Origin of the sequence: Mucilaginibacter gossypii, assembly GCF_900100945.1 — a bacterium.
GTDB lineage: Bacteria > Bacteroidota > Bacteroidia > Sphingobacteriales > Sphingobacteriaceae > Mucilaginibacter > Mucilaginibacter gossypii.
Map to the genome: position 1 here is coordinate 241,024 of NZ_FNCG01000007.1, position 12,039 is coordinate 253,062.

The 12,039-nt window shown below is 40.8% G+C and carries 8 protein-coding genes; 3 read left to right on the forward strand and 5 right to left on the reverse strand.

Features of this window, described 5'->3' with window-relative positions; all coding sequences use genetic code 11:
* Positions 1 to 3 precede the first annotated feature (3 nt).
* Genes BLS28_RS15490 through BLS28_RS15500 form a run of 3 tightly spaced genes read right to left on the reverse strand, consistent with a single transcriptional unit; the run spans position 4 to position 3,058 of the window.
* On the reverse strand, positions 4 to 501 hold the full coding sequence (locus tag BLS28_RS15490; protein WP_091168963.1) for a hypothetical protein: 498 nt from the start codon (positions 499 to 501) through the stop codon (positions 4 to 6).
* A 15-nt stretch (positions 502 to 516) separates the two neighbouring features.
* Entirely contained in the window at positions 517 to 1,572 is a 1,056-nt protein-coding gene (locus BLS28_RS15495; protein ID WP_091168967.1) for a glycoside hydrolase family protein, read from the reverse strand.
* Positions 1,573 to 1,612: 40 nt separating this feature from the next.
* Entirely contained in the window at positions 1,613 to 3,058 is a 1,446-nt protein-coding gene (locus tag BLS28_RS15500; protein WP_091168970.1) for an arabinose isomerase, read from the reverse strand.
* Positions 3,059 to 3,413: 355 nt separating this feature from the next.
* Here BLS28_RS15500 and BLS28_RS15505 point away from each other — a divergent pair, with 355 nt between their 5' ends.
* Both BLS28_RS15505 and BLS28_RS15510 read left to right on the forward strand, forming a co-directional pair.
* Positions 3,414 to 4,298 carry an AraC family transcriptional regulator gene (locus BLS28_RS15505; RefSeq protein WP_091168974.1) on the forward strand — a complete coding sequence of 295 codons (885 nt, stop codon included), beginning with the start codon at positions 3,414 to 3,416 and terminating at the stop codon, positions 4,296 to 4,298.
* Positions 4,299 to 4,425: 127 nt separating this feature from the next.
* The gene (locus tag BLS28_RS15510) at positions 4,426 to 5,919 is read left to right on the forward strand and encodes a family 43 glycosylhydrolase (protein ID WP_091168977.1); all 1,494 of its coding nucleotides are present in this window, start codon (positions 4,426 to 4,428) and stop codon (positions 5,917 to 5,919) included.
* Positions 5,920 to 6,003: 84 nt separating this feature from the next.
* Here BLS28_RS15510 and BLS28_RS15515 read toward each other — a convergent pair whose 3' ends face one another.
* Together BLS28_RS15515 and BLS28_RS15520 are read right to left on the reverse strand one after the other, a co-directional pair.
* Positions 6,004 to 7,548: a RagB/SusD family nutrient uptake outer membrane protein gene (locus BLS28_RS15515; protein ID WP_091168979.1), complete on the reverse strand. Its 1,545-nt coding sequence runs from the start codon at positions 7,546 to 7,548 to the stop codon at positions 6,004 to 6,006.
* A 26-nt stretch (positions 7,549 to 7,574) separates the two neighbouring features.
* Positions 7,575 to 10,670: a SusC/RagA family TonB-linked outer membrane protein gene (locus tag BLS28_RS15520; protein WP_091168982.1), complete on the reverse strand. Its 3,096-nt coding sequence runs from the start codon at positions 10,668 to 10,670 to the stop codon at positions 7,575 to 7,577.
* Positions 10,671 to 11,222: 552 nt separating this feature from the next.
* Between BLS28_RS15520 and BLS28_RS15525 the strand changes: the two genes are divergently transcribed.
* Entirely contained in the window at positions 11,223 to 12,038 is an 816-nt protein-coding gene (locus BLS28_RS15525) for a phytanoyl-CoA dioxygenase family protein (protein WP_091168986.1), read from the forward strand.
* The last annotated feature ends 1 nt before the right edge of the window (position 12,039 follow it).

Genomic DNA, 12,039 nt, shown 5'->3' on the forward strand with positions numbered 1-12,039 from the left:
TTTTTATTTATGAATACTTTTCCTATAAGCATGCCCGGACGGGTCATTTCCATAAGCCGTTTGACTTCTTCCCGAAATAACACCAGTGGTCGCGTGATCATATAATTTGTTTTCTGAACTGGTTGCTGCAGACAGGCGGCTTGTCGAGTTATCGACAAACCGGATAAAATTTCCGTTTGAATCATTGCCGGTCTCTACCAATACTATAAAATGGTCGGTTATATTGTCAATATTCGGATTTGTTACGGAATTATAGGCATCCACCCCTGCTATACCTGGAATTCCGTTCGCTAAAGCGCCATCCTCGCCGCCGTGAGCGCTGAGGTATATGTAATCATATTTTATTCCCCTGTTCAGGAGATCAATCAACTCTTTTGTTGTCTTTGGACATTCATCACACACTTGTATGTCATATAATTCAGCTTGTGTTTTGATATTTAGGCACTCTGCCTGTTCAGTCGGGAATATTATGGCATTTTGGACAGTATTTTTGAGAATCAAGCAGGTATAATCTTTTTATTGAATTTTTAATGGTAATTGAATCCAGGCCAAGCCTATATCCCTGCCCATGTGGCTTGTGCTGGGTCCTTCAACCCCATCATATAGCATTGCCAGCCTATTCCCTACTTTAATTACAGTGGGCATTCCTATGGCTCCTTTAGCCCATGTGCAATTCGATCTATCTAATACAATGGCTTTACTTTTCTTATTCCAATGGTAAATATCTTTTGTCCAGTATACCCATATGGCATCGGTGTATTCTCCATTTTCCTTTGTTATTCCGATATGGTTTGTAAATAAATACCATGTTTTAGTAGCCTGATCAAAAAATACAGATGAATTTTCTACCTGCTCAGTGGGCGGGTATAATGGTTTTGGATCAATATTCCAGCTACCGTTTAAATTTTTAGTTCTTGCCAGTCCAAGTGTTCTTTTAGTTCCGTTGGCATCTTCGGAAGCACCACTGAAGAACTGTAGAAACTCTCCATTTACCTTAACAATAAACCCCGGACTGGAGGTTACTGTATAAAAGCTATTTGCTTTTTCAACAAAAGGAGTAACATCATATTGTTTAACCCATGGGCCTTTAATAGATTTGGCCTGCGCTTTCATAGTTAGATAAGGGAAAGCGGGTATCCTGTCCGGAGCGGGTGTTGTATGCGGAGTACCCAGGTAGAACATGTGCCATACACCATCACTTTTAATTACCCAGGGAGCAGATGCACTTTTTGAATCGCTTTTTCCAGGATCCCCCAGGGCAAGAATAGCTCCTTTTTTGTTCCAGTTTTTGAGATCATCACTTTCGGCTAAACAAGCTCTCCATCCATCTTTTCCGGCACCGTCATAAAACAAGTAATATTTATTGTCAACCTCGTTAACAATAGCTTCCCTCGCGCCAAATGTGTCACAACTGTCGGCTCCGTTTCCGTGCCTCAACACAACGCCTTCATCAGTGCATTGTAAACGTAATGATGCGGAAGGTCTTCCGTCTATATAGTGTTGAGCATATAGCTTCAATGAACCGAAACAACAGATAACCAATATCGCTAAAGTAATTTTTCTTTGCTTCATGTATATTTAATAAAGTTTTAACCAGTTAATTATAGCATTATCAGCATACTTTGATCGTCTGCAAACCCAAAAGATCACCGAGCTTTTTTATTTTAGAAGCAATATGCCCTTTCCCCACGGCGCAATGATGTGACGGGCCTTGTGCATTCCAGGTCTCCACAAAATTTCTCGCTCCTATCGGGAACCTGTACCTGCTGTTGGTATTACCTATTTCAAGAATTGGCCCGGTAACTGATTCCGCTTCGGCCACCAGGAACATAATTTTGCCATCGGCTGTTTCCACTACCGAAAGCAAAGTAACCGGCCCATGGCTAACAGACATTTCTACAGATAAGCCTTTACCCACTTTACCGTGGTAAACCTGAAGCGGCTTAACCTTAATCTTTCCTTGGGCAATAGCCGGATGGCACGGACCATCATGCCCCATGAGTACTACGTCATCTGTGAAGTCCATTGCATAATATTCAGTAAAAGAGCCGCCCGCGCCAAAGCACTCCATAATTTTCATAGCTTGCGCGTTTTTAACTTCATACTCACCCGCCACTGGGATACCGCCAGCTGTAAGCAGGGAGTTACCTACAATTACAGAGCTCATGGTATCTTCGTTAACTGCATTACCGGTTCCTTTATGGTAATAAGCAAGGGAGCCTAAATTATGCTTTTGAACAAGCTTGTCTAAGGCGACGGCTGTTAAGGCGGCCCGTTCTATTTCATCTACAGAACAATCATCCTGAACATCAAAACATTTATGAATCGCATCAACTTTAAGCTTAACTTCATCAGCCGATACTTTCGTTCTTAATGCTGATAGTTCATCAACCTCAATAATTTCTATATGACCGCCAAATGTTGCGCAGTGTAAAGTGAGATTTGAATATATATCCAACATACCCGAATAATAACTACCCATAAGTCCAAGCGTATTATAATACATCTGACCGGCTACTTTGGCAGCGCCTATCCACTCCCCCGCTTCATGCCAAACATGATCATCGCCATGCAGCATACCTGTTATCTGGTAAAACGGAATGTTGGAGCGTTTAAAAACGTTAGCTATTTCGGGCACCGGACAGGCCGAACAATAAGCCAGCCACTCCCCCGTCATGGCGGTACGGTCTTTTAAATTATTAAAGGCAGTATAATCAATTGCCGCCTCGGGCGACAGGTTAAGTACAATTACAGGCACTTTAGCTTTTTTAACCACAGGCAACACCGTTGAAGATAAAGCGTAAGTGGTAACGTATAAAAATATAATATCCACTCCTTCGGTTCTGAAACGATCGCCCGCTTCAAACGCTTTTTGGGGCGTATCTATCAGGCCAAGGTTTACAACTACTGCACCGGAGGCTTTGAGCTTATCGGCTACTACATCGGTATACCCTGACAGTCTCTTTTCTAACCCCTTAAATTGTTCCCAGTAAACGTTTAAACCAATTCCAAAAAGTCCGACCTTAACCTCTGGGGCAATTATTGTTTTTGTTAACATGTTATTTACGGTATGGTATAAAAATCAGGCCGGTTGACCACCATATTAAACTATAAGGGCAAGGGCTTTTTATAAACTGGCTAATTGCTGATATCTCAAAGTTATCTTGCCAGCCCCCTTTTTACAATGTATGTTTTGATATTTGATTTGTAGTTTTTGATTTAAACAGGCAACAGACCTGTTATAAACTATTTGATATTTTGTTTGTATTTTTTGGCATTAAGGTTTAACATGTAAAATCTGCATATATTTTTACTTAAAAGTTTAATATTTTTATAGATTGTAAATCAAACATCCGTGGATTAATGCGCCAATAAGAATTTATACCAGGTAGTCGGATTTAATTTATATCTGAATGATCAATTACTATAAATACCTGCCGGTAAGTAAAGAAGATGAAAACTGGGGTTTATGTGTTTTAAATGCCGGTTGCACGCGTATTGAAGCATCTGGCTTATATCCTTTTAAAAGCCATCCGGCCCACCATTATTTTAACTGGAACGCAGGCCGTGTTTTAAATGAATACCAGATCATATATATCACTAAAGGCAAAGGCGTTTTTGAGTCGGACAGTTGCAGCCAAACCGAAGTTAAAGCAGGTACTATCATTATTCTTTTCCCCGGCGAAAGACACCGCTATAAACCCAATGGCGAAACCGGATGGGACGAATATTGGATAGGCGTTAAAGGTGAGATCATGGACAATCTGGCTAAAAGGAGTTTTTTCAAGCCCGATAACCCTTGTTTATATATTGGGTTTAATGAAAATACATTTGACATTTTTAACTGCATCATCGAAAAAACGAAACTGGAAGGTCCAGGCTACCAGCCCCTCATATCCGGTGCCGCATTGCATTTGCTTGGCAGCTTCCATTCTATTATAAAACAAAACGCAGTCGAATCTGAAGACAAAGAAGTGATTATTAACAAGGCACGTCTATTGTTTAGGTCTAACATAGCCGAGGATTTTTCGCCAGAAATAGCCGCCGAGCAATTGCAGGTTGGTTATTCCTGGTTTCGTAAAGTGTTTAAAACCCACACAGGCCTTTCACCTGGTCAGTATTATATTCAATTAAAAATTGAGCGTGCCAAAAGTTTGCTTAATGACCCAGGCATACCCATTAAACAGATTTCAAGTGATCTTCGGTTTGATTCTTATTTTTACTTTTCAAAACTCTTTAAAAAAAGAACCGGCTTAACCCCTTCAGAATATAGGAAACGAACCCGGGGTACTTTGTAACACCTGCCATAAACAACAAATAAATTATCAAATAATGTAAGTATAATCTGGTTCTACTAAAATAATTTTGGAAAGCTACAGCTCTATGCTATACAACATATAAGCTTCCAAATAAACTTTAAGACCAATGAAAACAATCATTATCACCACCATTCTAAGTTTTCTGCTATTTACACAAATTACCTTCGCACAAACCATAAAAAACTTTAGCAGCAACGGGAAACAGCTAACCAGGTTTGATAACCTTAGCAATGCCATCGATGCTCATGATGGCGAAATAGCATTGTTTAATGGCATATATTATCTATATGGCACCAGTTATGATTGTGGCTTTGAATGGGGCAATAAGTCGGCCCCATTTTGTGGTTTTAAAGTATATTCATCTAAAGATCTTACCCATTGGACGGATAAGGGCTTTTTATTTAACGCTAAAACACCAGTATGGCAAACCCGATGCGATGGCAAAACTTATGGCTGTTTTCGCCCCCATGTTATTTACAATCAGAAAACCCGACTGTATGTACTTTGGATAAATGTATATGATAATCGCGTTGGGTATCGCGTTTTCATGAGCAAAAAGCCAACAGGCCCATTTACCGAAGCTAAGGAACCAACCCTTGCGGTTAACAGTGAAATGCCCGTAGCAGGCCTGAATAATGGCGACCATGATACGTTTGTTGATGATGACGGAACGGCTTATCTTGCTTATACCGACTGGCGTACAAAAGGCAGCATCGTGATTGAAAAGTTAAGTGCTGATTATCTTACTGGTACAGGTCAGCATGTTAAATCAGTTACCGATGGCAAAACAGAAGCGCCCGCATTGTTTAAGCGAAAAGGCATTTACTATGTGGTTTACTCGGATCCTAACTGTGGGTATTGCTCGGGCACAGGCGCTTCTTATCGCACCGCCAGATCACCTTTGGGGCCATGGTCTGAAGGTAAAAAGATCAGCGACAATTCCTGCGGTGGACAACCCTCTTTTGTATCAACCTTTAAATTAAATTCAGAAACAGTTTTTCTTTTTGGCAGCGACTTATGGAACAACGCAGCCAAAAATGAGGCGCAAGCCAATTTTTACTGGGCTCCGCTTACTTTTGCTCCAGATGGCTCAATCAATCCATTGGTTTGTGGTGAAACTAATGTCCTTTCAAATTACAGTGCTGGCAAATCAACTCAGATTAATGATGATTTTACTACCGCGTGTGATATCAATAAAACCAGGCATCGGGGACAATCATTTACCGCCGACCGCAACGGTACTTTATACCAGCTTGATTTTACCACATTTAAAAGCGGCTATCCGAATGCAGACCTTATGATAGAGTTATACAATACCGATAATGAATCAAATCCCACAGGTCCTGCAATTGCAGCTATAAGTCTAAAACAGGATACACTATCGTGGGCGCCTAAAAATTATACGATTAAATTTAAAGCGGCTGTTATTAAAGGAAATCATTACCTCGCGGTTATCAAATCAACCACTACAACCGGTTGTTATGGTTTTGAATATAAAGAGTCTCAGGCTGGCGATTTTGCGGCAATGAGTAATGATGGAAGTGGCCAGTTTACCCAGGAAAAACAAAAGGAGATCAAACTAAAAGTTTACATTAAATAATTTTCTGATTTCATTTTCTGATATTACAAAAAAGCAGGTAAACTATGGCTTACCTGCTTTTTTGTTTGGTAGCTTTCAGATAACTTAATAACCTGGGTTTTGGGTCAGTTTATTATTTATTTGCAACTCGCGGAAAGGGATAGCATAAATGAGTCTGTTTTGGGTAACGTTAAAGGTAGATGGCAATAAAAATCCGTACAATTTTTTCATCGTTACGCCTTTAGCGTTAAGGACATCAATTGCCATGTTATTGCGGATAAGGTCTGTCCATCTGTGGTTCTCAAATGCCAGTTCATGACGCATTTCGTCGGAAACGTTTTGCTTGGTGGCCTGTGCCAGATCTGGCAATCCCGCTCTTTTTCTAACCCTGTTAAGATATTGTAATGCATCACCGCTTTTGCCTTCATCTACCAAACATTCGGCTAATAGCAACAATGCACCCGAATAGCGGAATACCGGCCAGTTATCATCTGTATTATATTCAACCTGATATGGTGGGTGCAGGTACTTTTTAATAAAGTAATAATAACCTAAACCGGGGGTTGGTTTATAACCTACCGGGCTTTTAACCGCAGTAGTCGTAAGTACCTCATTAGCTACCGTTCCTTCGGCTACTGCAATAGAGGCAGGCAACCGGAGATCCCCCTGCTCATAGGAGTCAACCATTTCCTGGGTCGGAACGTTCCAACCGCCGCTGGTTAAGCCTCCACGTGCGTTGGTGCCACGTAAACCTAAAATAAATTCAGAATTTGTTGTTTTTGGGATAAACCTCCAAATAAAATCACTTTGTTGCCCATCATTGCCTATTTTATATTGTACCTCAAAAATCGATTCCTGATTGTTTTTCTTCGTCGGATCAAATACACTGGCATAATCAGGCAAAAGTGCGTAATTCATTTTAGTAATATCCAGCAAGGCGGTTTCTGCTTTCCCATACTCCTTTGTCGGTTTTGACATATAGGTGTAAGCAAGTAGCATTTTGGCTGCGCCCTGTGTTGCCCTACCCGATTGTGGGAAGGTTTTTACAACAGGTAAAAGTGGTATAGCAGCAGTAAGGTCTTTCACTATCTGGTTATAAACATCATCTACCGAATTTCTGGGTAAAAAAGCGCCGTCTATATTGGTAACTTCTTCCAGTTGCAATGGTACACCACCATAATGCTGAACCAGATCATAATAGTAAAACGCTCTTAAAAATAGAGCTTCGCCGGATATCTGGTCTTTATCTGCTTGTGCAAGGTTTGATTTGGCCAGGCGCGACAGCACTATGTTTACAGATGAAATGCCCGAATAATCATTACCGTATCGGTTACCGGGTGTATTTGGTTCCTGGCTGGATATATTGTTGTCAATAAACTCGGCCATTGCCTCGGCACTGGTTGAGGTGCCCCTATCTGCAGAGTAAATGGTAAAAAAGGTATTGTCAGATCGCATTTCATCCATATAAATACCGATAAAGGCAACACCACGAAGGTTCGTGTAGGCTCCGGTTAGTGCCTGATTAAACTCAGCCGCGTTTTTAAAAAACGACGACGAACTTAGTGAGGTTTGCGGAACAAGATTGAGTGTATCCTTTTTACAGGAAACCATGCCCAACGTCATTAATATTACATATGATAACTTTTTCATTTTTGTTTTGCTTAATAGATATTACATTAAAAACCCGCATTTATACCCACTGATAATACCCGGGGGATAGGATAACCGGTAAAATCGCGGCCCTGGTTTAGCCCGTTTAAGCCTGCAAGTCCGGCCTCGGGGTTAAGCCCTGGATATTTAGAGAAAATGAATGCATTTTGCGCGCTCAGATAAGCTCTGAAACTTCTGAAATATTTGGTCTTTTTAACTGGCAAGGTATAGCCCAGCGTAATATTTTTAACAGCAAGATATGTTGCCTTAAATACCTGCCGGCTGGTAAAGTTTCTGAAATCGGCAGTGGTTCCGCTTCTTGTTCTTGGATATATGCCGTCACCGGGATCTTCTTCGGACCGCCAGCGATTGGCCACACCTTTTCTTACATTGAATACGCCATCAAGATTTTCTGTCGACTGAAACGCATCATCGGCAATATCGTTCCCGACTGAACCGGCCATTACTACACTTAGATCAAAGTTTTTGTAGGAGAAGCTGTTGGTAATACCATAAACAAAGGTTGGGTTCGGGTTACCGATATAGGTTCTGTCATAACTGTCAATTTTACCATCAGGAACACCATCTGGTCCGCTAACGTCTTTAAAACGGGCTGTACCAACCATGGCTGTAGCATTATGTGGTTGTGTATCAAACTCCTGCTGGGTCATGTAAACACCGGTGTTGATATAGCCGTAAAACAAGCCTATTGGATGGCCAACAGCTGTCCTGTTATCATCCCAGTATTCATTGTAACCGCCAATAGGTGCATCATTGGTGCCCAGTTTTTTAACAAGGTTCCTGTCAAATGAAATATTGAAATTAGTATTCCATTTAAACGCCCCTACAAGGTTTTTTGATCCAATGGTAAATTCATGCCCCCAGAAATCAAACCTGCCCACATTGGATGTGATGGTTGTAAACCCTGATTGAACGGGAATGTCTATCCCATATAACAGACCATCGGTTTTTTTCCAGTAATAATCATAGGTAAATGACAACCTACTGTTAAACATTTCAAGATCTAAACCTAAGTCATAGCTGGTGGTGGTTTCCCAGGTTAAATCGTTATTGCCTATGCCACTAAGCGTTTTTCCAGGCGTAACCTGATTACTGAAAACATAATTGCTTGTATTAACCGAAGCCAGGTAGGTGTAGTTGCCAATATTATTGTTACCAACCTTACCGTAACTGGCCCTTAGTTTTAAAAAGTTTATAGGCTTTACATTCTTCAAAAATGCTTCGTCAGAGGCAACCCACCCTAATGATACCGAAGGGAAATTACCGTATTTGTTATTAGCCCCAAATTTTGAAGAGCCGTCTCGCCTGAAAGCAAAGGAAACAAGATATTTACTGTCGTAATTGTAATTAAAACGACCGATATACGACAATAACGACCATTGTCCGAAGTTATTGGGATCAATATTCCCTATCCGGGTTGTTGCCGCGTTAATCCACTGAATGTTATCATCAGGGAATTGACTGGCATCAATGTAACTGTTCTCGCTCGAGTATCGCTGATAGGTGTAACCTGCCAACACATCAAAATTATGTTTGCCTGCTAAAGTTTTTTGATATTTCAGCGTATTTTCACTTAGCCAGGTAGTAAAGCTGCTGCTGCCATAACGCCCCGTAGCCGGTTGCGGCGGCGCGCTGCCTAGTCCTCCTTGTGCCGTAGATGGTGTAAATTGCCGGTTAGTAGTATTGTCGGTGTTTACATTTATGGTTGTCTTAAACTTTAAACCATCAATAATTTTCATTTCGGCAAATCCGTTGGCAATTACTCTTGTTGCTTTGGTTTTGTTAACTATTTGTGTTAACACCAGGTAATAGTTGGGGTTTGGGAACATACCGGGTTGCGAAAACGACAACGGATAGGAACCATCGGGGTTTTTATAGTTTAGTGTAGGATCCATTAAAAAGGCATTTTCTATGATATTACGTCCGTTATCCAAACCAGGCACCACCTGGTTATTACCATAGGATACCTCCAAGTTAACTCCGATTGTTAATCTGTCAGATGCTGTGTAAATATTATTAGTCCTGGCAGTAAAGCGTTCATCATACGAATTGAGCATTACGCCTTCCTGCTTGTTGTAGTTCAAGTTGACAACCGATTTCAGATCTGTTGTGCCCGAGGCAAAAGCCAGGTTATAATTTTGAGTAACTGCATTACGTAATAAAATATCAAACCAGTTTGTACCAGGTTTACCGGCGTACTGAGCAGGGTTTTGATAAACCGTAGGTACTCCTCCAGTGTAGCCTTCGTATCTGGCGGCATCCTCATAATACTCCTTTTTATACTGTGCAAATTCCTGGGGGTTCATAAGGTCGGGCTTGCCCCTGTCCGGGACTGACTGTACACCTGTATAAGCGCTAAAGTCCAGGCTTTTCTGACCAGTTTTAGCTTGCTTCGTGTTTACCAAAATAACGCCGTTGGCTGCACGTGAACCATACAACGAAGAAGCCGATGCATCCTTTAATACCGAAATAGTTTCAATTTCATCAGGACTTAGGGTTTGAAGCCCGCTTTCGGATGGAAAACCATCAATAACAACCAGTGGGTTATTGCCCGCGTTAATGGATGCCGCACCACGGATGCGGAACGTCATTTCTGCACCCGGGGTTCCTGAATTTTGATTGATCTGCACACCGGCGAGCTTACCTTGTAATTTTTGGCCAATATTAGGTACCGGCATATCTTTAACCTCGGTAGCTTTTAGCTGACTTATGGCGCCGGTTACTTCACGCTTATTTTGCGTACCATAGCTCACAACCACTACTTCTTTTAAATTTTGTGATATAGCGGCTAACCGCACATTAATCATATCGGAGTTTTGCACCGTAACCTGTTGTTCTTTATAACCTATATACCTGAATATTAACACGCTGCCAACCGGTGCACTAATTTTAAACCTACCATTGAGATCTGTTTGGGTGCCTGTTGTTGTACCTTTTAAGGAAACAGAAACACCTACGGCCGGCTCGGAACTTACCGAATCTTTTACAGTGCCGGTAACTGCAACCTGGCCCTGCGACCGTAAAGGAAGGTACATGAGTAGCGCCAACATGAGTAGCGCGCTGTACTTCCACGGTTTAAAAAGTAAAAGTTTTTTTTTCATGAGATTTAATTAATTGGTTATTGTTTGCTTAAATTTTGGCATAGCAAAGCCAGGCCATGTATTGATGGCATTTTTTTTATTGGCTTTCAGAATTTTGGATTTTTTGGGTTGCTCAGTTCATAGCAAACCGGATCACTCAATATTAGATTTCCGGATTATTAAAAGATTTAGAACAATCTTCTTTACCTGTTAAGGAGGACTACCTGAGAACCAAAAATGACTTACTGTTGCAGTAATGCTTTGTTTCATAATCAGTTTTATTAGTAATTTATTCTTATCGCGGCTGGTTAGATGGTTCGGCCGGATGAATTGGTATATAATTGTTACATCAAAATTATTCGATAGTTTAAATTTTTAAATACATTATTTGGACATTAATTTGTACTTTTTGATAATTATGCAATAAGTAGTTTTTTATAAGATCGTTATAAGATCACTATCAGTTACCTAAAAACAGATATATCAAAAAGTACAAAAAAAAGCCCTTCATGTAATAACTGCTGAAATAGCTTTCATTATAATTTTGATTTCATAAACCAATTTTAGAACTAAATGAAAAATGAGCTATCGCCGCAGGACATTGCGCAATACCGCCATAATGGCTTTTTAGTAGTAGAAGATTTCCTTTCACCAGATGAGCTTGATTTTTGGCGAACAGCCCTTGATGAGGCAGTTGCAAACCGAAACGGCAACAAAATGCCCGATCGCAAAGAGGTTTATGGCAAAGGAGATGATGCCGACAAATCCTATTATGACAACGTTTTTGACCAGTTAATTAACCTATGGCAGGATAATGATAAAATTAAACAGATTATGGTCGACGAACGGTTGGGCAAAATGGCAGCACAATTATCGGGCGCTGACGGTATAAGGATATGGCATGATCAGGCACTCATTAAAAAACCATGGGCCAACCCTACATCATGGCACCTGGATACCCCCTACTGGTCATTTAGCGACCGCCGGGCATTATCTATCTGGGTGGCACTTGATGACGCAACGTATGAAAACGGCTGCCTCTTCTTCATACCAGGCTCCTATCTGCAAACAACTTTTGAAAACCCTGGTATCGGCAAAAACATGGGTGCCATTTTCACAACCTATCCCGAATTTAAAACAACTAAAGCTGTGGCTGCACCAATTAAAGCTGGCAGTTGTTCGTTTCACAACGGGCTTACCATACACGGAGCCCATGCAAATATGACACCAGGTTACAGACGAGCCATGACCTGCGCCTATATGCCTGATGGAAGTACTTTTAATGGTATTCAAAATATTTTAAATGATGACGCATTTTCTAGTTTAAAAATAGGTGATGTATTAAACAACAATGACCAAAACCCCTTAATTTACCACAAGAACCAATAAA

Bases quoted from the DNA above. Each gene is read 5' to 3' on its own strand.
- BLS28_RS15495 (WP_091168967.1), bottom strand. From the start codon at position 1,572: ATGAAGCAAAGAAAAATTACTTTAGCGATATTGGTTATCTGTTGTTTC.
- BLS28_RS15505 (WP_091168974.1), top strand. From the start codon at position 3,414: ATGATCAATTACTATAAATACCTGCCGGTAAGTAAAGAAGATGAAAAC.
- BLS28_RS15520 (WP_091168982.1), bottom strand. From the start codon at position 10,670: ATGAAAAAAAAACTTTTACTTTTTAAACCGTGGAAGTACAGCGCGCTA.
- BLS28_RS15515 (WP_091168979.1), bottom strand. From the start codon at position 7,548: ATGAAAAAGTTATCATATGTAATATTAATGACGTTGGGCATGGTTTCC.
- BLS28_RS15500 (WP_091168970.1), bottom strand. From the start codon at position 3,058: ATGTTAACAAAAACAATAATTGCCCCAGAGGTTAAGGTCGGACTTTTT.
- BLS28_RS15525 (WP_091168986.1), top strand. From the start codon at position 11,223: ATGAAAAATGAGCTATCGCCGCAGGACATTGCGCAATACCGCCATAAT.
- BLS28_RS15510 (WP_091168977.1), top strand. From the start codon at position 4,426: ATGAAAACAATCATTATCACCACCATTCTAAGTTTTCTGCTATTTACA.